Annotated in this window: 13 protein-coding genes and 2 rRNA genes; 12 read left to right on the top strand and 3 right to left on the bottom strand. The window is 44.0% G+C overall.

Going from position 1 to position 19,754, the window contains the following annotated elements; all coding sequences use genetic code 11:
• The first annotated feature begins 478 nt into the window (after positions 1-478).
• From IUA53_RS06785 to IUA53_RS06795, 3 genes are all read left to right on the top strand, one after another.
• Positions 479-3,358, top strand: a 23S ribosomal RNA gene (locus IUA53_RS06785).
• Between the two features lie 129 nt (positions 3,359-3,487).
• Positions 3,488-3,603, top strand: a 5S ribosomal RNA gene (gene rrf / locus IUA53_RS06790).
• Positions 3,604-4,018: 415 nt separating this feature from the next.
• On the top strand, positions 4,019-4,969 hold the full coding sequence (locus IUA53_RS06795; RefSeq protein WP_231401272.1) for a sensor domain-containing diguanylate cyclase: 951 nt from the start codon (positions 4,019-4,021) through the stop codon (positions 4,967-4,969).
• Between the two features lie 261 nt (positions 4,970-5,230).
• Here the strand turns inward: IUA53_RS06795 and IUA53_RS06800 are convergent, their stop codons facing one another.
• Positions 5,231-5,593, bottom strand: coding sequence for a DP-EP family protein (locus IUA53_RS06800; protein WP_044447944.1), 363 nt, complete (start codon positions 5,591-5,593; stop codon positions 5,231-5,233).
• A gap of 21 nt (positions 5,594-5,614) precedes the next feature.
• Positions 5,615-8,896 carry an nSTAND1 domain-containing NTPase gene (locus tag IUA53_RS06805; RefSeq protein WP_044447942.1) on the bottom strand — a complete coding sequence of 1,094 codons (3,282 nt, stop codon included), beginning with the start codon at positions 8,894-8,896 and terminating at the stop codon, positions 5,615-5,617.
• Between the two features lie 243 nt (positions 8,897-9,139).
• On the opposite strand from IUA53_RS06805, the gene IUA53_RS06810 reads away from it, so the two are divergent.
• The 7 genes from IUA53_RS06810 (at position 9,140) to IUA53_RS06840 (ending at position 16,028) form a co-directional block, all read left to right on the top strand.
• Positions 9,140-9,553, top strand: coding sequence for an HvfA family oxazolone/thioamide-modified RiPP metallophore (locus tag IUA53_RS06810; RefSeq protein WP_044447940.1), 414 nt, complete (start codon positions 9,140-9,142; stop codon positions 9,551-9,553).
• 55 nt (positions 9,554-9,608) lie between these two features.
• Positions 9,609-10,457: an HvfB family MNIO-type RiPP peptide maturase gene (locus tag IUA53_RS06815; protein ID WP_044447937.1), complete on the top strand. Its 849-nt coding sequence runs from the start codon at positions 9,609-9,611 to the stop codon at positions 10,455-10,457.
• Complete coding sequence (locus IUA53_RS06820) at positions 10,454-11,206, top strand: HvfC family RiPP maturation protein (protein WP_044447935.1); 753 nt, start codon at positions 10,454-10,456, stop codon at positions 11,204-11,206. Before IUA53_RS06815 ends, IUA53_RS06820 begins: the two co-directional genes overlap by 4 nt.
• A 277-nt stretch (positions 11,207-11,483) precedes the next feature.
• Positions 11,484-12,020, top strand: a complete 537-nt coding sequence (apt, locus tag IUA53_RS06825; RefSeq protein WP_044057509.1) for an adenine phosphoribosyltransferase — start codon at positions 11,484-11,486, stop codon at positions 12,018-12,020.
• A 17-nt stretch (positions 12,021-12,037) separates the two neighbouring features.
• Positions 12,038-14,578 carry a DNA polymerase III subunit gamma/tau gene (gene dnaX, locus IUA53_RS06830; protein WP_044447932.1) on the top strand — a complete coding sequence of 847 codons (2,541 nt, stop codon included), beginning with the start codon at positions 12,038-12,040 and terminating at the stop codon, positions 14,576-14,578.
• A 37-nt stretch (positions 14,579-14,615) separates the two neighbouring features.
• The gene (locus IUA53_RS06835; protein WP_044057507.1) at positions 14,616-14,942 is read left to right on the top strand and encodes a YbaB/EbfC family nucleoid-associated protein; all 327 of its coding nucleotides are present in this window, start codon (positions 14,616-14,618) and stop codon (positions 14,940-14,942) included.
• Between the two features lie 198 nt (positions 14,943-15,140).
• Positions 15,141-16,028 (top strand): hypothetical protein, encoded by an 888-nt coding sequence (locus IUA53_RS06840; protein WP_375278307.1) that lies wholly within the window; start codon positions 15,141-15,143, stop codon positions 16,026-16,028.
• A gap of 6 nt (positions 16,029-16,034) precedes the next feature.
• On the opposite strand, the gene IUA53_RS06845 is transcribed toward IUA53_RS06840, so the two are convergent.
• Positions 16,035-16,868, bottom strand: a complete 834-nt coding sequence (locus tag IUA53_RS06845; protein ID WP_044447931.1) for a putative porin — start codon at positions 16,866-16,868, stop codon at positions 16,035-16,037.
• Between the two features lie 209 nt (positions 16,869-17,077).
• Here IUA53_RS06845 and recR point away from each other — a divergent pair, with 209 nt between their 5' ends.
• Together recR and htpG are read left to right on the top strand one after the other, a co-directional pair.
• Complete coding sequence (gene recR, locus IUA53_RS06850) at positions 17,078-17,677, top strand: recombination mediator RecR (RefSeq protein WP_044447930.1); 600 nt, start codon at positions 17,078-17,080, stop codon at positions 17,675-17,677.
• Between the two features lie 139 nt (positions 17,678-17,816).
• Positions 17,817-19,739 carry a molecular chaperone HtpG gene (gene htpG / locus IUA53_RS06855; protein ID WP_044057503.1) on the top strand — a complete coding sequence of 641 codons (1,923 nt, stop codon included), beginning with the start codon at positions 17,817-17,819 and terminating at the stop codon, positions 19,737-19,739.
• The last annotated feature ends 15 nt before the right edge of the window (positions 19,740-19,754 follow it).

Consider the following 19,754-nt stretch of genomic DNA (forward strand, 5'->3'; position numbering starts at 1 on the left):
AGCGAATTGGTTGTAGTTTTACGTTACTTGCTTTGCAAGTGGTCGTGAAAAAGCCGCTTAACCGGAAGCAGAGCTTCCTGACGGTTTTTCTACTCGCTAAAGTTGGCGGTAGTGAAAGGCTAAGGTAGAAAGCTGATATTTGTGTCACGTTGGACCCGAAATCCTAATGAATATTTACTGTTTTAGTAAGCATTGATTAGGGTTTTTTACTCTAAAGATGAAAGTACTGCTTTAGCAGGAAACATCGAATGTTCTTTAACAATTTGGAAAGCTGATATTAATAGTAATCAATCAAAATTGAGTAACTGAGAAGTCGAAAGACGTACTTTTTACTCTACTTGACTTGAATTGCTTGTTATCAACATTGATTGATAGCAAGGCAATTCTTCCGATTAGCTTGTCATGCATACAACATTACCCTTGTCCGAATTCAAAAGGCGGACATGAGGCCGATACTCAAGGCTTTTTAGGGTTGTATGGTTAAGTGACGAAGCGTATACGGTGGATGCCTTGGCAGTTAGAGGCGATGAAGGACGTGTAAGTCTGCGAAAAGCGTGGTGAGCCGACAAAATGCATTTGAGCCACAGATGTCCGAATGGGGAAACCCACCTGTTTACAGGTATCGTTACATGAATACATAGTGTAACGAGGCGAACGAGGGGAACTGAAACATCTAAGTACCTTAGGAAAAGAAATCAAACGAGATTCCCCTAGTAGCGGCGAGCGAACGGGGAACAGCCCTTAAGCTGTTTAGTGTGTAGTGGGAATCCTTTGGGAAGAGGAGCGATACAGGGTGATAGCCCCGTACACAAAGCGTGCTTTACAGTGAAATCGAGTAGGTCGGGACACGTGTTATCTTGACTGAATATGGGGGGACCATCCTCCAAGGCTAAATACTCCTAACTGACCGATAGATATGAACCAGTACCGTGAGGGAAAGGCGAAAAGAACCCCTGTGAGGGGAGTGAAATAGAACCTGAAACCGTATACGTACAAGCAGTGGGAGCCCTTCGGGGTGACTGCGTACCTTTTGTATAATGGGTCAGCGACTTATATTTAGTAGCAAGGTTAAGCGAATAGCGGAGCCGTAGCGAAAGCGAGTGTTAACTGCGCGTTGAGTTGCTAGGTATAGACCCGAAACCCGGTGATCTAGCCATGAGCAGGTTGAAGGTTGAGTAACATCAACTGGAGGACCGAACCCACTAACGTTGAAAAGTTAGGGGATGACTTGTGGCTGGGGGTGAAAGGCCAATCAAACCGGGAGATAGCTGGTTCTCCCCGAAATCTATTTAGGTAGAGCCTCGGACGAATTCCATTGGGGGTAGAGCACTGTTAAGGCTAGGGGGTCATCCCGACTTACCAACCCTTTGCAAACTCCGAATACCAATGAGAACTATCCGGGAGACACACGGCGGGTGCTAACGTCCGTCGTGGAGAGGGAAACAACCCAGACCGCCAGCTAAGGTCCCAAAATATTGCTAAGTGGGAAACGATGTGGGAAGGCACAGACAGCTAGGAGGTTGGCTTAGAAGCAGCCACCCTTTAAAGAAAGCGTAATAGCTCACTAGTCGAGTCGGCCTGCGCGGAAGATGTAACGGGGCTAAGCAATATACCGAAGCTGCGGCAGCACAGTTTACTGTGCTGGGTAGGGGAGCGTTGTGTAAGTGGATGAAGGTGAGTTGTAAAGCTTGCTGGACATATCACAAGTGCGAATGCTGACATGAGTAACGATAATGGGAGTGAAAAACTCCCACGCCGGAAGACCAAGGTTTCCTGTCCCATGCTAATCAGGGCAGGGTAAGTCGGCCCCTAAGGCGAGGCAGAAATGCGTAGTCGATGGGAAACGGATTAATATTTCCGTACTTATATAATCAGTGATGGAGGGACGGAGAAGGCTAGGCAAGCTTGGCGTTGGTTGTCCAAGTGAAAGTGCGTAGACCGAGAACTTAGGTAAATCCGGGTTCTTAAAGTCGAGACACGAGACGAGCCACCAAGGTGGTGAAGTTGTTGATGCCCTGCTTCCAGGAAAAGCTTCTAAACTTATGATTATATGAACCGTACCCCAAACCGACACAGGTGGTCAGGTAGAGAATACTAAGGCGCTTGAGAGAACTCGGGTGAAGGAACTCGGCAAAATTGTACCGTAACTTCGGGAGAAGGTACGCCTCTGTGTGTGAAGACTTCGCGTCGTAAGCACATGGAGGCCGCAGTGACCAGGTGGCTGGGACTGTTTATTAAAAACACAGCACTCTGCAAACTCGTAAGAGGACGTATAGGGTGTGACACCTGCCCGGTGCCGGAAGGTTAATTGATGGGGTTAGTTTTCGGACGAAGCTCTTGATCGAAGCCCCGGTAAACGGCGGCCGTAACTATAACGGTCCTAAGGTAGCGAAATTCCTTGTCGGGTAAGTTCCGACCTGCACGAATGGTGTAACCATGGCCACGCTGTCTCCACCCGAGACTCAGTGAAATTGAAATCGCAGTGAAGATGCTGTGTACCCGCACCTAGACGGAAAGACCCCGTGAACCTTTACTACAGCTTGGCACTGAACATTGAACCTACATGTGTAGGATAGGTGGGAGGCTTTGAAGCATTGTCGCTAGATGATGTGGAGCCGTCCTTGAAATACCACCCTTGTATGTTTGATGTTCTAACATAGTTCCCTTATCGGGAATGTGGACAGTGTCTGGTGGGTAGTTTGACTGGGGCGGTCTCCTCCCAAATAGTAACGGAGGAGCACGAAGGTTAGCTAATCACGGTCGGACATCGTGAGGTTAGTGCAATGGCATAAGCTAGCTTAACTGCGAGACAGACACGTCGAGCAGGTACGAAAGTAGGTCATAGTGATCCGGTGGTTCTGTATGGAAGGGCCATCGCTCAACGGATAAAAGGTACTCCGGGGATAACAGGCTGATACCGCCCAAGAGTTCATATCGACGGCGGTGTTTGGCACCTCGATGTCGGCTCATCACATCCTGGGGCTGAAGTCGGTCCCAAGGGTATGGCTGTTCGCCATTTAAAGTGGTACGCGAGCTGGGTTTAGAACGTCGTGAGACAGTTCGGTCCCTATCTGGTGTGGGCGTTGGATGATTGATGGGAGCTGCTCCTAGTACGAGAGGACCGGAGTGGACGAACCGCTGGTGTTCGGGTTGTCATGCCAATGGCATTGCCCGGTAGCTACGTTCGGAACGGATAACCGCTGAAAGCATCTAAGCGGGAAGCCGGCCCAAAGATGAGTCATCCCTGACCTTTAAGGTCTGGAAGGGTTGTTATAGACGATGACGTTGATAGGCAGGGTGTGGAAGCGTTGTAAGGCGTTAAGCTAACCTGTACTAATTGCCCGAGAGGCTTAACCATACAACGCCTAAAAGGCTTCGATGAGAAGTTGGCGTTGTAAGCAAAGACAAGCTAAAAGCAAGATAGAGTAAAAAGTAGTTACTCACTGATTGAATTAATATCAAACTTTCCCAAATTGTTACCAAATTTCTTGGCAGCCATAGCGATACGGTACCACCTGATCCCATTCCGAACTCAGAAGTGAAACGTATTAGCGCCGATGGTAGTGTGGGGTTTCCCCATGTGAGAGTAGGACACTGCCAAGTCCCTATTAGAAAAACCCGCCTTACGGCGGGTTTTTTGCTTTCAGGCGTTTGTAAAAAGAAAAAATAATGGGGTCAGAGTACTTTTACGATATTCGCAATAAAGTACTCTGGTCCCATTAACTTTATTTCTATTCAGGTATTCTGCCTCCACTAGCTACGAATAATACTTATCCTGTCGAAGGTCGAAACTTTACCGATAAAGTTCCTACCAATTGAATTTTTCTTTCAGAAATTTCTTGTACTTTTGGCCTTTTATACTTAATTTGACTCGCTTTTTACTCTTCCCTTTCGGTTATTTTATATAAAAATCAGAGTGTTAAAAGCGAAGGTGCTCGGAAGGATACATATATTTAAAAAGCGTAATCTTTGTTTCATCAACTATTCCTATAAAGGTGAATAAAGGATGTTCTCTTCGATGATTAACAAAAACAAAGAAACTAGACCAACGCCAAAGCTGTTTAACTTTTATCAAGATTCATCATTAGCGCGAATGATAAACTTTATTAACGAAGCGGTAATCGTTATTGATTCATCTGGCGTCATTGAAATGCTCAATCCTATGGTTGCCAATTTAATGGGCGCACAACGAGATAGACTACTGGGTCATAATTTACTTGAGTTGGTCGTTGACGCAAAAGGGAAGTCTCAAACACTGCTCATAGACTGTTTAGAAAAGGGGCGCCACTATCCAATATCTTCACCACCTATAGAATTGAACCTAAAAGCAGACCTTAGTCCGACAATCAGTGTGGAGATGTCTATTTCAACGCTACCCGAAGAATTGTCTTCGTCTAATACATTATTTCTTTGTATTTTGCGTGATCTCACTTTGCATAAAGCAGAGTACGGTTTGCTTAAACAAAAAGCCAATACAGACTATTTAACCGGCCTTGCCAATCGCCACCGTTTTGCCGACTACTTAACGAAGCAATGGAATATTTGCGAGCAAGATAATCTTCCTCTTAGTATTATCTTTATTGATATTGATCACTTTAAAGATTTTAACGATAGGTACGGGCACATAGCGGGCGACCGTTGCTTAAAACGCATAGGTGAGACTATTTCGTTAAGCTTACCCCATCGCGATACCTTGGCAGCCCGTTATGGCGGTGAAGAATTTGCGCTGGTATTGCCTAAGTGTTCACCGCAAACAGCACAGTTGTTGGCTATTCGTATTAAGCGCCATATATCACAGCTTAGTACCCGCCAGTTTGCCGTCACAAAAGAGTCGCAGCTTACCGTAAGTATGGGGGTGGCCACTCAATTGGAAGGTAGGTACAACAATACCGAATCGTTATTGAATGCTGCTGATACCTTACTTTATCAAGCTAAGTCTCAAGGCAGGGACCAGATTTGTTATTTGTAAAAACTGCTAGACTAAAACACGCTAGATCACTTCTCTAGCGTGTTGAATGTTAATTGCAATTACCATGAGCGGATCTTACTTACTAAGTAAAGTAACATCACTTGGGTTAGTTGCGGTTACCCAGCGGGATAGATAGCAGGTTTCAATTATTTCGTGAAACTTGAGTTTAGTCTACGGTTTTAATCTGGTTCAGATATTACTTTTTCTGGGGTATATCGACATGTTTTGCGCCTAGGTGCTAGGCGCAAAACAATAATATTTTTATCTCCCGGTAGGTCTGTTTTTTAATTGAGGGTCTGGGCTAACGAATACTTGGTTTTTTGGCACGGTAACGAGTTTTAAACAAATATCTTCTTTGTCTGCATCAGAATCAATGATCGTTAACACTTGGCCGTCCTTTGAGATATTTATACTAAGGTCATGGCTGGGATCTCCTGTTATTTCAGGCGCTATGAACTGTAGATTAGAGCTATCTGGGTTGAGAGTGTATGTAATAATGGTATTTGCTTCCTCTACCGTGACTGCTTCTGTGGTTGGGCTACCTTCCGAATCATATATCGTGTATTCCACTGAAGACGATGACGTATCTACAGATACCGTAAAGCTAATTATAGGTGCTGACATTTTTGGCTCCTTTATATTGGGTTAAAAATCTGAAGTGTTTATGTTCATTAAATTAAGCTGTTTTTCTACAAGCTTGGCTTCGTCCAATATTCCTAGACATGTTTTACTCAGGTGGTTGGCGATTAGGAATGTAGGCTTTAAACTTAAAGTAAGCAGTTTGTCGGTCATAGACTGTAACACTTGGCAGTCTGGTTCATAGGCAAGTCCGGTGTATCGTTTGTAATAAACCCTTGCAGTAAAGTATTCGGTTAACTCATAAGCATTCTCTAGTAGATATTTATCGGTATACTTTTCGATCTCAGTTTCGAAGTGTTCATCTACAGTAGAAAGAATTAATTTGCTTGCCGAGAAGTCTTTATTTACTAAAAAGAACTTAATGAGAACCAATTTAACTTTAATTGATATATATGGCTTTATCACCTCGCTAAGTAGCAAAGTAATCTCTTGCTCGTTAGTATCATGGTCATTCATGTAGAGTGAATTTCTGACAAGCATCGCATTAGTATAAACGAGATCATGTTTCCAGTAGCTATTATCAGGATCTTGATTTAATGCATTTACAAATAACTCTTTAGCCTGCAGTAAATTGTTTCGAGCCAAATCTGGGCGTTGCATAGTTTCGTTAAGTTCTGACAAGTTCAGAAATACAAACGCTAATGTTTCCTTAATCTCAGCGTTATCAGGGTTAATCTCAAGCTGTTCGGTTAGTATATTTTGAGCGTCTATCAATATCTTTTTAGCATCCGCTAGCTGACCTTTATGCTCTAATGTTGAAGCAATCCATGAAAGTGTATCAGCTGTATAGCTATGCAAGTGAATGTTATGTGGCTCGATGTCTAGGTACTGTTTTTTTAAGTTAATCGAACGACGAAAGTGAGTAAGAGCTGCGTCCCACTTAAAAGTTTTATATTCGACTCCGCCTAAAGAGCTATATGCGTAAGACAATTCTAGTAACGCTTCTAGATTGTCTGGGTACGCACTTACCAATTGCTTGCTCAAGTCAACATAACGCTTAAATTCTGCTCTTGATACTTCAAATTGCCGATTGCCCAACGCAATATTGCCCAACGCAATATTCCCCAACCAAAAGGCATTCGCCCCCGCCGCCTTTAGCAGTTCGAAGTTATTGGGCTGTTCTTCTAATAATGCACTTAAACGTTTATCAGCCTCTTCATACAATTGTTTAGCGGTTTCAGTATCGTCTCGGTAAAATCGTACTTCGGCCATCGCTTGCAGTGAAAGCGCATGTTGAAAACGAAGTTCGAAACTGGCTTTTGGCGGGCTAATGGTAAAAAATCCATATTCACTCGCTTGCTGAGCTTGTTCAACATAACTCAGTGCTTGTTCGCTAATGCCTTCCAATAAATCCATGCGTTTTACGCTACGTAGTTTATCGGCAAAGTCACCTATCATATAACCCATTAGATTTTCGGCTTCTAGCCGTTTTCTTTCGGCCAGGTGTTGGGACTGCTGACTTTGTAGCATGGCACCAAATGAAACTACCGTTAAGCACGCTAGCGCGGCCAGCGTCACTCGGCGAATAATTCGTTTCCGTTGGGCGGTTTTTTGTGATGCCTTGATGAGGGCAAGTTCGTCTTGGGAAAGGCTTAAGCTGGTGTCGCCTTTTAACGCCAGCGCATCGGTTAAGGGTTTACCCTCGGTCAGCAAAAACGCCTTACTTTTGTTGTCTTGCAGCCACTGTTGGGTTTGCTGTTCAAGGCGGTTTTTACTGACTAACGAACTTTGGTGTTGTTGCTGCCACGTTTGTACTCGCTGCCAGCGGCGAAGTACCGCTTCGTGGGCGACTTTAAAGCACGCTTTATCTTGGTAGAGATGCGATACAAATAACCGATTTTCTACCATTAAGGTTGCAAACTGCTTTTCATTATCGTTAGTGAGTTCACTCCATAGGGCCGTGCGGCTGGTAAGTGTATTGCCGTCGTTGGCAAGGGTTATTATTAAAGGTAATACGCGGTCTAACGCGGTTTGTACCTTAGCTGGCATATGCTGGAAAAGTTGTTCGGCTTTGTGACCAATCGCCCCTTCAATACCGCCTAATTGCTTATAGGTGCTTACTAGTAGCGTGTTGTCTTTTCGCTGTAAGTAGAGTTCTTGCAGCGTATATTGCAACAAAGGTAAGCAATCGGGTTCAGCGGCGGCATCGGTAAGAATAATGTCGTCTAGGGTGACATCTGTGTTGTCGTCTTCTTCCCAGTTCAAACCCGCGGCAATGGCGGGTAGGCGTATCATTTGGCTAAGTTCGCCTGCGGATGGTGGGGTAAGGTCGAAATGCGCGCCCCGTTCTTTGTTTTTCATTAGGGTGGGGTAGGCAGCTAACTGGTGGTAAAAGTCGTTTCTACATACCAGCAATATCATAAATATACCGCTTTGCGACAAGGTGTCTAACAGAGAAAATACGGCGTTTCGCTGGCTAACGCTAACCGCTGAGGTGGCTAAATAAGCTTCTAGTCGGTCTAGTACAATCACAAAACAAGGGTAGGCCAAGGTGTTGTAGTGGTCGCTCTGGCTTAGCTTTGTTTTTACGTTATGAATAATCTGTTCAGGGTGAGTAGTCAGCTTTATCGCTAAAGAGTCTGCGCTCTCCCCCTCAAACATTGGGGCATCATTAATGTCCCAGTCCAACATGCAGGCGGCTAACTCTTCAATAATGTAAGCGGGGCGAATATCGGAAAAATCAATGCTGATGTAGTCGAAGGCACGTATGCCGTTTGCCCCCTTTTCGTTTAACATTCTGGGTAATAACCCTGCATGCACTAACGAGCTTTTACCTGAACCACTGGGGCCAATAATTAAGGTAAAAGGGCGTTTTCTGTTGCATTGCTCGGCAAGTCGGTGAATTAAATTTTTCACTGCGGCGTTACGGCCATAATACACTTGGCTTTCTTGCTGGGTAAACGCGGTTAAGCCGGGGAAGGGGGACTGACCTTGCCAATTAGTCTCTGCTGCACGGGTTTGTTCGTCTTCTACAAACTGCACATCGGCAATAACCCTATACCCACGTTTTCTTATGGTTTCAATAAATAGTGGGTCACTGGCTTTGTCGTCTAACGCTTTTCGTAGCTGAGTAATGGTTTTATGAATGGGGTTGTCGCCAACGGGCGAGTTGGGCCAACATTGGCGTACAATATCGTCGGCACTCACTACCTCACCAGCTTGCTGGCAAAGTAGGAGTAAAACGTCCATGGCTTTGGGTTCAATGGTCCGCTTAAATTTTCCGAGTCTTAAAGTATTAGAGGATGGTTCGACTTGCCAATCGCCAAGGTAGAACTGTGTAATAGCCATTTATAGATTCAACTAAAGGTTAATAACGCGGTTCTAAGCTAACCTGATTTGATTAAAACGTAAACGGATTTTGCTTGTTTGACATGTAACAGAATATATAAAATTATTATACTTATTAGACATCTATAATATTTATGTATATATTGTGAACCCTTTTTGAAATAAGAATTAAGCTTATAGGGTCTTATTTTATACACGTGCTTAGCGCGTCTTAATCTGATAACGACAAGTAGGGGTATTCCCATGAAACAAATCAACAAAACATCTATGGCTTGTGCGCTAGGTGCCGTGGTTTTAGGTTCGTTGGCATCAACGTCAACATTGGCTGAAGCAAATCCATTTGGGGTTCAATCACTAGAATCCGGCTATAGTCAGTTTGCACCTGAAGGCAAGTGTGGTGAAGGAAAGTGTGGCGAAGATAAAGCCAAAAAAATGAAAGAAGGTAAATGCGGCGAAGGAAAGTGCGGCGAAGATAAAGCCAAAAAAATGAAAGAAGGCAAGTGTGGTGAAGGAAAGTGCGGCGAAGATAAAGCCAAAAAAATGAAAGAAGGCAAATGTGGCGAAGATAAAGCGTCCATGAAAGCCGATGCCAATAAAGCCAAAGAAGGGAAATGTGGCGAAGGAAAATGTGGTGAAGGTACTTGCGGAAGTATGTAAGCGTAGCGCACAATTCGGGTCATCATAAGATGACCCAGTTATTATGAGGCGAAGAATGTTTAATCTTGAAGGGGCTGGACTGGGTTTTAGAAGGGAGTTACTCGCTGATATCTTACCTATACTGCCTTCAGAAGTAGATTTTTGGGAAGTGGCGCCAGAAAATTGGATCCCTCTTGGTGGTGCATACCAGCGCAAATTTCAACAGGCAATATCGCAGGCACCTTTTACAACCCACGGCCTTTCACTGTCTATTGGCAGTACAGATAAACTTGATGTGGGGTTCGTTAAATCCATCAAACAGTTTTTAGATGCGAACAATATCGCTCTGTACAGCGAACATTTAAGCTATTGCTCTGGGCAAGGTCATATGTATGATTTAATGCCCATTCCCTTTACCAGTGAAGCCGTATACCACGTCGTTGAGAGAATAAAACAGGTTCAGGATATTATTGAACGGCCATTGGTGTTGGAAAATGTGTCTTATTATATGGCGCCTAATCAAACACTTTTAGAAATTGAATTCTTAAATGCGGTGCTTGCAGAATCCGGCGCTTTCATGCTTTTAGATGTGAACAATGTCTACGTGAATAGCGTGAATCATGGCTACGACGCTTACGACTTTATTGATAAACTTCCCTCAAATAAAATAGTGTATGGGCATATTGCTGGGCATTTCGACGAAGCCCCAGATTTAAAAGTAGACACCCATGGAGCAGATGTTATTGAACCGGTATGGGCGTTACTTGACCATGCATATCGTACCCACGGTGTATTTCCCACCCTCTTAGAGCGCGACTTTAACTTACCGCTTTTGGGCCATCTACTTGATGAAGTACGTCGAATTAAAGCCATTCAATCTTTGGTGAAAAATGAAACATCATTTGCCGGGAAGGCGCAGGCATGAGCGACGGACTAAAAGAGCAACAAAGCGCATTTGTACGAGCGATTAAAGACCCTGCAACCTTTCAGGCAAAAAATGAAGACGAAAAGCGAAGAATGGCAATTTACCAGTCGCTTTTTTTTAACAATGTAAAAGGCTTCGTTTTATCAGGATTCCCTGTTTTAACCTCAATATTGTCAAGTGATGATGTAAACCACTTAGTGAGGCAGTTTTTCAATCAGCACGCTTGTCGTTCTCCCTATTTCGTGGAAATAAGTAAGGAGTTCGTCGCCTATTTGGCCACTGAACCCGCATTACCTTTCTCGTTACCCAACTTTGCAGCGGAGTTAGCGCACTATGAGTGGCTTGAGTTAGACGTCAGTATTCGGCATGCTTCTATCACTGTGTTACCGTCAACGCATTGTAAAGACACCGATAAACTGTTTTTTTCACCCCTTGCAACCTTGGCGTCCTATACTTATCCTGTACATCTTATCGGTGCGAAATTTATTCCGGCGCATCCGTCTGCGGAACGTAACTATTATCTTGTTTATCGTGATGTTCAGGATGAAGTGCAGTTTACCTTGGTTAACTCGGTAACGGCCGGTATGCTAAACACCATAATACAATATGAAGATGGTGTGGCTTTATCCCAACTAGCGCAGCTACTTTGTGAACAATTGCCGCAAATACCGACACAAAATTTACTGAATGGCTTGCATCAAACCGTTTCAGATTTACTACAAAAAACGGTTTTGTTTACCAAAGCTTAATCTTTCTTCAAAAGATCCTAAAAATTTGTACTGAAAGTGAGCGTTTGATTGGATTAACGCTATCAATCGCGCGTGCTTTCGATTAACATTTACCACCATTTTTTGGTTCCATAAATTGTTTAGGTAGTGCAAATGGCTGACAATTCAGATTTCAAAGAAGTCTACAACAAGTGGTACTTTCTCGCTTCATTAGTAACTTTACTTGCGTTCCCGCTGATGCATATCATCTGCGGCTGGTTTACCTTCTGGTTATAACGCAGACAATCAAGGCATTATTGTGACTGCAGAATATATAAAATCAGTAGTAAAAACCGTACCTGACTATCCAAAGCCAGGTATTTTATTTAGAGATGTAACAAGCGTTTTAGAAGATCATAAAGCGTTTAGCAGCTGTATTTCCCTGCTTTTAGAAAAATATCAAGGCATGGGTTTCAATAAAGTTGCAGGTACCGAAGCTCGCGGCTTTTTATTTGGTGCGCCTCTTGCCATAGAAATGGGCATTGGGTTTGTGCCTGTAAGAAAGCCAAATAAACTCCCTCGCGAAGTGGTGAGTGAATGTTATGAATTGGAATACGGTACTGATACTTTAGAGATACACAAAGACGCCATTCAACCTGGCGACAAAGTACTTCTTATTGATGATTTACTCGCAACAGGTGGCACCATTGCCGCTTCAGCAAAGCTAATTCGCCGTTTAGGTGGAGAGGTGGAGCATGCTGGCTTTATTATCAATTTACCCGATTTAGGTGGACGTGAAAAACTTGACCAAATTGGCGTGGAAAGCTTTAGTCTATGCGAGTTTGAAGGCGAATAAGGATTAAATAACAGGCAATGAGTTATCAGGTATTAGCACGGAAATGGCGCCCAGGTAAGTTCAGTGAACTGGTAGGGCAAGAGCATGTCGTTTCTGCTATTTCAAACGCGCTTGATAATGATAGGCTTCACCATGCGTACCTGTTTACAGGTACCCGTGGCGTGGGCAAAACCACCATTGCTCGAATTTTTTCTAAAAGCTTAAATTGCGAAGAAGGGCAAGGTGCGAATCCATGTGGTCAATGTAATACCTGCAAAGAAATTGAGCATGGTAATTATGTTGATTTGCTAGAGATAGATGCGGCATCGCGCACTAAGGTTGAAGATACCCGAGAATTACTCGATAACGTACAATATAAGCCAACCCGCGGCCGTTATAAGGTGTATCTTATCGATGAAGTTCATATGCTATCAAAGCATAGCTTCAACGCCTTGCTGAAAACGCTTGAAGAGCCACCTCCGCACGTTAAATTTCTGTTAGCAACCACCGATCCGCAAAAATTGCCGATTACTATTTTGTCGCGCTGTCTTCAGTTTAATTTGAAGGCGCTTTCGCGGGAGCAAATAGTTGGGCAATTAACGCATATTTTACAGGAAGAGTCGCTGCCGTTTGAACCTTCAGCGTTAGCGCTATTAGCACGTGCAGCACAAGGCAGTATGCGTGACGCACTAAGCCTTACCGACCAAGCTATTGCTCAAGGGGGCAATGCGGTGAACGCGTCGGTGGTTACCGACATGCTAGGGCTAATGGATAAAAATCAATTGGTGAAGTTGTTACACGCAGTGGTAACTAAAACGCCTACTGATGTTATGCAGTTAGTGCAGGATATTGCTGAGCAAGCACCAGATTACAGTCAAGTACTTGGAGAATTAGCCAGCACCTTACATCAAATTGCTCTTACTCAGTGGGTGCCTGATGTATGTAAGCTAGAAACCACCTCAGCCAAGGCTATTTTTCAACTGGCGAAAAGTATAGCGCCAGAGCAAGTGCAACTGTTCTACCAGATTGCGCTGCAGGGGCGTAAAGATTTACCATTAGCGCTAGACGGGCGAAGTGCGTTAGAAATGACGCTAATGCGAATGATGACATTTGCACCGAACGAACCCATCTCCGACACAGAGGAGATTATCAGTACGGGAAAGTCCCAACTTAACTCGCCAGTCTCTGCAATAACTGCTTCAGAGGCAAGCAGCGCTGTGGTTGCTGAAAAGCCAGCCGAGGAATCTTCATCTGTCAGTCAACGCCAAGCTTCTCACAGTGACGAGCAATCCTCTTTAACGCCAGAGTCAGAAACCACTCTTACACAGCCAGTTGAGCCACAGCCAGTTGAGTTAACACCTGAGGAATCTGGTGCCGCCCCAACACAGCCAGAACAAGCACCGCCAATTGATGAGCCTGTTACTAAAGCTCAATCACCCGCGTTGACACCGGAAACATTGCCGCCAAGTGATGAATCACCGTTCAATGATACGCCGCCGTTAGATGCTTATCATGACGATCTTCCTCTACAAGAGACAGGCATGTTTGAGGGAGAGTTTGGCTATCAAGAGCCTGTGCATATCAATGAGGCCACTGAAAAAAATGCAGATGCTGAGCATTTAAGTGACACGTCACACGGAGCCCTTCAGCATGGTGATAACGATGCGCAGCTTACGTCAACGGCGGATATGTTGGCACTGCGACAGAAATTAAAGCAGCAAAAAGTTGAAAGTGCAGCTGAAAGTACCAAGAAAGCCGCCAAAAATGACAAAGACGACGGCTTGTTTAACCGACTTAGCAGAGGCAATGGCGCGCAAGACATCACACAAGCAGCGCAAGAACCTGTGGCGAAGGAAAACGCGCCGCATACACCAGATTTAGGGGATGATTCGCCACCTTGGGCTACAGAGTCTAAGGGAGACGACAACCCATCGTCTCAGTCTATGGCTGAGCCTGCACAGGTAGAGGCACCATCAAGACAAGTGCAGACCGAAGAAGACCTAGTAACGTCACAATCGCATACGCCTTTTGCTCACGAGAGTGAGCCTCATGCGAACATGCCGCGTAATGAAAATAACGTTGATTCGCAAATGTCGAGCGACCCGCTTCAACCTAGTGAAGCAAGTGATACTGGTGTAGCGCCTCAGCAGTATAAGGGGCAGTTAACGGCGTATTTAGAAGACGGTAAAAAACTGGTGCATGCCAGTCAAATAGATAAATGGAGCTACCTGGTTGAGCAAATGCCGCTGGCGGGGTTATTAAAGCAGCTTGTGTTGCATGCCTCTTTCAGTAAAAACAACGGTCAGGTTACGCTTGAAATTGACAACAGTCAGGCGCATTTACTTAATGAGAGTGCCAAAAAACAATTGTTGGATGCGCTACACCATACGTTAGGTGAACAGGTGGAAGTTGAAATAGTATTGGGCAACCCTGCTCAGACACCATATTCACTTCAACAAGAAATAGTAGCAATGCGCGAAGCCTATGCGCATGAAGTTTTAGAAAGTGACGAAAAAATTCAAGCGCTGTTATCAATGTTTGATGCATCTATTGTTACCGACACGGTAAAGGCGAGATAACAGTTTCAATTAACACCAAAACGAAGCGAGATAAAATATGTTTAAAGGTGGAATGGGTAATATCATGAAGCAGGCGCAGCAAATGCAAGAGCGCATGCAAAAAGTACAAGACGACCTAGCGAACCTAGAGGTTACCGGTGAAGCGGGCGCAGGTATGGTTAAAGTGACAATGACCTGTAATCACAACGTGCGTCGTGTTGATATTGACGATTCTTTGATGGACGACGACAAAGATATGGTTGAAGACCTAGTTGCCGCAGCATTTAACGATGCGGTACGTCGCGTGCAAGAAACCAGCAAAGAAAAAATGGGTGATGTGACTGGAGGCATGCCTTTACCTCCGGGCTTCAAAATGCCGTTTTAAGAGGTTTTTAGTCAGACTCAGCGTTCCCGATACGTACCAGAAGCAGTTAAGTAAACACGCCGTTAACTTAACTGCTTTTTTATTGGCAACACGGGTTGAGACAGTCATTCATGGTCGCGAAAATGTCACGTGTAAACAAGGATGTGTATTTGCATGATTAAAAAGCCCGTTGTACTCATTTCTCTACTGTTAGCTTGCATGGCAATGTTGTTCACGGTGGGGGCTGCGTATTCTTTGTATAGCAAAAAGCAGCATGATATTGACCCAAAGGTGCGTGAAATTTCGGGTATTGAGTTTGATAAGAAATTACGTCTTTGGGCCATTAACGATAGCGGGGACGGGCCTAAACTCTATATGTTGAATGATGATGGTTCAGTAGCTAGGGAAGTGACGGTAACCAATGCAAAAAATATCGATTGGGAAGACATGACACAAAACGAGTTTGGTCATTTTTTTCTAGGCGATTTCGGCAACAATGAAAATAACAGGCGATGGTTAACCATATATAAAATTGAAAACCCCATAGATATAAAGACAGACACAACAGAAGCAGAAATTATTAAATTTACCTACCCAGAAATGGATGGTACACCCGTAGAACCTCACCAAAAGAACTTTGATTTAGAAGCCTTTATTGAGTTTGACCACAACCTCTACTTATTTACTAAGAATCGAACTGCGCCATTTGATGGTATTACAAATGTGTATAAAGTAGGAGATCATGCGGCAAATTTTAATGCTGAAAAGATAGATGCTTTTAAAACCTGTACGACATTGGAAAAGTTATGTTGGATAACTTCAGCAGCCATCAGTCCAGACAGAAAAAGGTTAGTATTGTTAGACTCAACGTCAATATGGCTATTCGAGAATTTTCCGTCAGACCGATTTTTCTCAGGTGATATTTACAGAATAGATTTAGGGTTAATTACACAAAAAGAGGCCGTTACCTTTTACGACAACAATACGCTGGTATTTACCGATGAAGAATTCAAAGGGCTCATTGGCGGCAATGCCTACAAGATCGAGCTCGATAAAGTGGCGAAGCAGCCCATACGGACTTCTTCGCCAAGTAATCCTGCGGAATAAACCTTATTAAAACCTGAAAGTGCCTAACAGCCTAATAGAACCTAAATCGCCATCGTCGGTATCATATCCTAGGCCAAATCTAAGCGATGAATAAGGGTTAAACCAATAGTTGGTACCTAATTCGATTAGGTTCTCTGAACTGTAGCCGTCATGATTTTCATACAGTGCAGCGACACCCACACTCCAATTGGGTTTAAGATAGTAATCTGCGTCAATTTCAATTGAAAATTCGTCGTCGAAGTGAGTGCCTTTCATCGCGATATCCCACCCTGGCGTGAAGCTTTTTGCTGTCCCACCAAAGCTGGTATACCTAGCAAAGATACTGAAACTGAGTTCGTTATCATCAGCTTTATATCTTGTTGTTGGGTCATCATAAGCGTAAAACGCTTCTTCAATATCGAAAAGATCGATACCTGCACCGTATTCCCAGTGGTCGTTGGCAAAGGTGGACAAACTGATGCCTACCCGTTGCTGAGTAACATCAGATAAATTCCTTTCGTCGGAAATTCTCCCATAGCGACCACGCACTATGAGAGTATCAGAATAAAACCATTCGCCATCTATATTGATACTGTTTAGGTCGTCGATAGCAAAATAGTTTACCGATGCATTGTTAGCGCGCTGAAGGTAGGGGCTTATCGCCCAAGGCTGAGTAGCCATATTCACAGTATCGAAATAATAGCGGTAACCTACACCCAGAAATTTATCGTCTGCGTCTTTGATATCAGAGATACCTAGGCTAACTTCGTGATGAATTTGCGCGGTTTGAGCTAACGCAAGAGGGGTTGTAAGAGAAGTTGATAGTACAATGGCACACATGAGTGGGCGACGAAACTTCATAAAATATCCTTTTTCGAGAAAATGGTAGCCCTACTAGCTTTAGGGGGTAAAACGATAAGGAACTATAGTTACGTGAAAATGAATGTAAACTGAACGTGGCTAAAATATATTACTTTCACGCGGTTTTACTTACGCGAATCAGTTGAATGGGGCATCGTTAAATGCGACCATTGCGCACACTCAAATCGTGACAAATCCATACAGCCATTATGAAGTTTAGCCCTTTACTTACCGAACTCATTCAAGCCTTAACCTGTCTACCTGGTGTAGGGCAAAAAAGCGCACAGCGGATGGCATTTCATCTGTTGGAGCGCAATCGTACTGGTGCGCTGGACTTAAGCAATGTTTTACATAACGCTATGGAGCATATACACCATTGTGAACGCTGCAGAACGTTTACAGAGGATGCGCTGTGTGAAATTTGCCGTCACCCTGAACGCGAAGCAAGCGGGCTTCTGTGCATTGTTGAAAGCCCACAAGACGTTTTGGCTATTGAGCAAACCTTGAGCTACAAAGGCCAATACTTTGTGTTGATGGGGCATCTATCGCCTATCGATGGTGTAGGGCCGAACGAAATAGGCTTAGATGAGCTTGAGAGGCGTCTGTCTGCTGGGGGCATTAACGAAGTGATTTTAGCAACCAACCCCACCGTGGAAGGGGAGGCCACTGCACACTATATTGCTCAAGTGTGTGCTAGTCACAATATTGATGCGTCACGAATTGCCCATGGGGTCCCCGTTGGTGGGGAGCTAGAATATATTGATGGAAACACCCTTACACATGCGTTTTCAGGGCGCCGAAAGTTATAGCTTTCCCTCAAGTGCCTTCATTTAGCAACCTAATACTCACTTTTCGTCATAATTTTTTACCTTTACTGTTGAAAAACACGCTCACAGACCCTACCTGTCTGAGAGTAATGTGATCCATTCAACGAGGAGATATTGGATTATGGCTGAAGCAGCCCATAAAGAAACCCACGGTTTTCAGACGGAAGTAAAGCAGTTACTTCATCTGATGATTCACTCTTTGTACTCGAATAAAGAAATTTTTCTTCGTGAGTTAGTGTCAAATGCCGCTGACGCAGCAGATAAGCTCCGTTTTCGCGCATTGGAAGACGGCAGTCTTTATGAAAATGACGGCGATCTTGCGGTTAAAATTAGTGTTGATAAAGAAGCTAGCACGGTAACCATTGCGGACAATGGTATCGGGATGACCCGAGATGAGGTTATCGCTAACTTAGGTACCATCGCAAAGTCTGGTACTAAGGACTTCTTTAGCAAGCTTTCTGGCGACAACGCCAAAGACTCTCAACTTATCGGCCAATTTGGTGTTGGTTTTTACTCGGCATTTATTGTAGCGGATAAGGTGACGGTTCGTACTCGTGCTGCTGGCACTGATGCAGCAGAAGCAATTGAATGGGTATCTGAAGGGGAAGGTGAATTCACCATCGCCGAAATTAACAAGCCCACACGCGGTACTGAAATTGTGCTTCACCTACGTGAAGACGAAAAAGAGTTTGCTGATGCTTGGCGTCTGCGTTCCATTATTAGTAAGTATTCTGATCACATCAGCATCCCAGTACAGATGTGGAAAGACGAAGTGCCTGAAAGCGAAGGCCCTGATGGCGAGAAGATTGAAGCTCAGCCAGGTGAATGGGAAGTTGTTAACAAGGCAACGGCCCTGTGGACTCGTGAAAAATCTGATATTTCAGATGAAGAATACAATGAATTCTACAAGCACATTTCACACGATTTTACCGATCCTCTAGCATGGGCGCACAATAAAGTAGAAGGTAAAACGGAATACACTAGCTTATTGTATATTCCTTCAAAAGCGCCGTTTGATATGTGGAACCGTGACCAGAATCATGGCTTAAAGTTGTATGTGCAACGCGTATTCATTATGGATGACGCAGAGCAGTTCATGCCAACATACCTGCGTTTTGTGAAAGGGTTACTTGATAGTAACGATTTACCGCTAAACGTTTCTCGTGAAATTCTTCAAGACAACAAAATTACCCAGACCCTTCGCCAAGGTTGTACTAAGCGTGTGCTTCAGATGCTTGAGAAAATGGCGAAAAATGATGCTGAAAAGTATCAGTCATTCTGGAATGAATTTGGTAATGTGCTAAAAGAAGGCCCAGCGGAAGACTTTAGTAACCGTGAGAAAATTGCAGGCCTACTACGTTTCTCATCAACGCACGCTGATTCTGATGCGCAAACAGTATCTCTTGCTGATTACATCGAGCGTATGAAAGAAGGTCAGGATAAAATTTACTACGTGACCGCAGACAGCTTGCAGGCAGCGAAGTCTAGCCCTCACTTGGAAATCTTCCGCAAGAAAGGCATTGAAGTTTTGTTAATGGGCGAGCGTATCGACGAATGGTTGATGTCTCACCTTACTGAATTCAGTGAAAAACAGTTTGTTTCTATCGCTAAAGCTAACTTAGATTTAGGCGACCTTGAAGACGAAGAATCTAAGAAAGCGAAAGAAGAAGCTGAAAAAGAAGTTGAAGGCTTGCTTGAGCGAGCGAAAACTGCCCTTGGTGATAAGGTAGGCGAGGTTAAATTTACTCACCGTCTCACTGATTCCCCTGCTTGTATTGTAGCAGACGACAATGGCATGACTACGCAGATGATGAAGTTGATGCAAGCTGCCGGGCAGACTGTACCTGATGTGAAGTATCATCTAGAGCTTAACCCTGAGCACGCGCTGGTTAAAATGCTAGCTGATACGCAAGATGAGGCACTTTTCAACGAGTGGGTTGGCGTATTATTCGACCAAGCCGCATTGTCTGAACAGGGAAGCTTAAAAGATCCTTCAACGTTTGTTCAAAACCTGAACAGTCTGTTAATGAAGTTAGCTAAATAAGGCTTGTAATCATTA

The organism is Alteromonas sp. B31-7 (genome assembly GCF_015767655.1).
Classification (GTDB): Bacteria; Pseudomonadota; Gammaproteobacteria; order Enterobacterales; family Alteromonadaceae; genus Alteromonas; species Alteromonas australica.

Bases quoted from the DNA above. Each gene is read 5' to 3' on its own strand.
- IUA53_RS06795 (WP_231401272.1), top strand. From the start codon at position 4,019: ATGATTAACAAAAACAAAGAAACTAGACCAACGCCAAAGCTGTTTAAC.
- IUA53_RS06800 (WP_044447944.1), bottom strand. From the start codon at position 5,593: ATGTCAGCACCTATAATTAGCTTTACGGTATCTGTAGATACGTCATCG.
- IUA53_RS06805 (WP_044447942.1), bottom strand. From the start codon at position 8,896: ATGGCTATTACACAGTTCTACCTTGGCGATTGGCAAGTCGAACCATCC.
- IUA53_RS06810 (WP_044447940.1), top strand. From the start codon at position 9,140: ATGAAACAAATCAACAAAACATCTATGGCTTGTGCGCTAGGTGCCGTG.
- IUA53_RS06815 (WP_044447937.1), top strand. From the start codon at position 9,609: ATGTTTAATCTTGAAGGGGCTGGACTGGGTTTTAGAAGGGAGTTACTC.
- IUA53_RS06820 (WP_044447935.1), top strand. From the start codon at position 10,454: ATGAGCGACGGACTAAAAGAGCAACAAAGCGCATTTGTACGAGCGATT.
- dnaX (WP_044447932.1), top strand. From the start codon at position 12,038: ATGAGTTATCAGGTATTAGCACGGAAATGGCGCCCAGGTAAGTTCAGT.
- IUA53_RS06835 (WP_044057507.1), top strand. From the start codon at position 14,616: ATGTTTAAAGGTGGAATGGGTAATATCATGAAGCAGGCGCAGCAAATG.
- IUA53_RS06840 (WP_375278307.1), top strand. From the start codon at position 15,141: ATGGCAATGTTGTTCACGGTGGGGGCTGCGTATTCTTTGTATAGCAAA.
- IUA53_RS06845 (WP_044447931.1), bottom strand. From the start codon at position 16,868: ATGAAGTTTCGTCGCCCACTCATGTGTGCCATTGTACTATCAACTTCT.
- recR (WP_044447930.1), top strand. From the start codon at position 17,078: ATGAAGTTTAGCCCTTTACTTACCGAACTCATTCAAGCCTTAACCTGT.
- htpG (WP_044057503.1), top strand. From the start codon at position 17,817: ATGGCTGAAGCAGCCCATAAAGAAACCCACGGTTTTCAGACGGAAGTA.